Origin of the sequence: Micrococcus sp. HMSC31B01 (assembly GCF_001816085.1) — a bacterium.
GTDB lineage: Bacteria > Actinomycetota > Actinomycetes > Actinomycetales > Micrococcaceae > Micrococcus > Micrococcus luteus.
This window is the reverse complement of sequence record NZ_KV824864.1, coordinates 1-1,386: the sequence shown is the minus strand read 5'-3', so window position 1 is coordinate 1,386 and position 1,386 is coordinate 1. Positions and strand designations below refer to the sequence as shown.

At 76.5% G+C, this 1,386-nt stretch carries 2 protein-coding genes; both read right to left on the bottom strand.

What is annotated here, in order from left to right; translation table 11 throughout:
• On the bottom strand, nucleotides 1-383 hold a 383-nt coding region (locus HMPREF3105_RS00880), incomplete at its 3' end, for a (d)CMP kinase (protein WP_210401410.1).
• 1 nt (nucleotide 384) lies between these two features.
• Nucleotides 385-1,386 (bottom strand): prephenate dehydrogenase (locus HMPREF3105_RS00875; protein WP_070708551.1); only part of this gene is annotated, 1,002 nt, incomplete at its 5' end.

The following is a 1,386-nucleotide window of genomic DNA, read 5'->3' as shown; positions in this document are numbered from 1 at the left end:
GCCGCCCGCTGGCGACGATGCAGCTCCTCGCGCACCGGGATGACCACGGCGACGGTGGAGACCGTGTCCGTGACCTCGGGGCCGCGGATCGCCTCGGTGACGTCCGTGCCGCCGACCCGCACGGCCTCGACGTCCGGGTCGGTGGACTGGTCCAGGTCCATGGCGACGGCGGCCGCCGCCACGGCCTCCGCATCGGCCAGGTCGACGCCCTCGTGCAGGCAGTGCCACGCCACGGCGCGGTACATGGCGCCGGTGTCCAGGTACGCGGCGCCGAGACGCCGGGCCACGGCCTTGGACACGGACGACTTGCCCGAGCCCGAGGGGCCGTCCACCGCCACCACGAGCGGCGCGGGTGCGACGTCGTCGCGGGTGTGCTCGGTCATCTCAGACCACCTTCCATCCGGCGGCGGTCAGCGCCGCCACGAGTTCGTCCCTGCGGCCGGGCAGCACGGAGATCTCCACCATGCCGACCCGGTGGCCCGAGGCGTGCTCGAGCCGCAGGTCCTCCACGTTCACGTCCGTGCGGCCGACCTCGTCGAGGAGGGCCGCGATCTGCCCGGGGGCGTCGTCCACGATCACCGTGACCACCGCGAACGCCTGCGGCGGCGCCCCGTGCTTGCCGGGCACCCGTGCCCGACCGGCGTTGCCCTCGGCGATCAGCTGCGCCATGTCCAGCCGCGCCCCGGGGGCGGAGGGGTCCTCCAGGGTGCGGATCAGCCGGTCCAGGTCCGCCCGCAGCCCGTGCAGCGCCGGCACGATCCGCCCGGCGTTGCCGGAGAGGATCTGCACCCACAGCTGCGGGTCCGACGCTGCGATCCGGGTGGTGTCCCGCAGCCCGTTGCCGGCCAGGGCGAGCGCCTGGTCCGGGGTGTCCTGCAGGCGGGAGGCCACGAGCGAGGCGGCGATCTGCGGCAGGTGCGAGATCAGCGCGACCGATTCGTCGTGGGCGCGGGCCGCCATCCGGTACGGGGTGGCCTGCAGCGTCCGCGCGAGCGCCCGACCGGCCGCGAGGGCGCCCGGGTGCGTCGTGTCCGTCGGGCACAGCACCCACGGCGCCTGCGTGAACAGGGTGCCGCGGGCCGCCACGGGACCGGACCGCTCGGAGCCGGCCATCGGGTGCGTCCCGAGGTACCGGTCGGCGTCCTGCGGGGCCAGGCGGCCGTCGTCGACGGCAGCGCGCACGCCCGCGGCGACCGCCTCCTTCACCGAGGCGATGTCCACCACCACGGCCGCGGGCCAGCGGCGCAGCGAGTCGACCACGACGTCGGCGGTCACGTCCGGCGGCGCGGCCACGACGACGAGTCCCGGGGCGACGTCGAGGTCGTCGCCCTCGGCGTCCAGGCGGGCGGGGCGTCCGGCGCGGATGTCCGCGGCCACGGCCAGGGC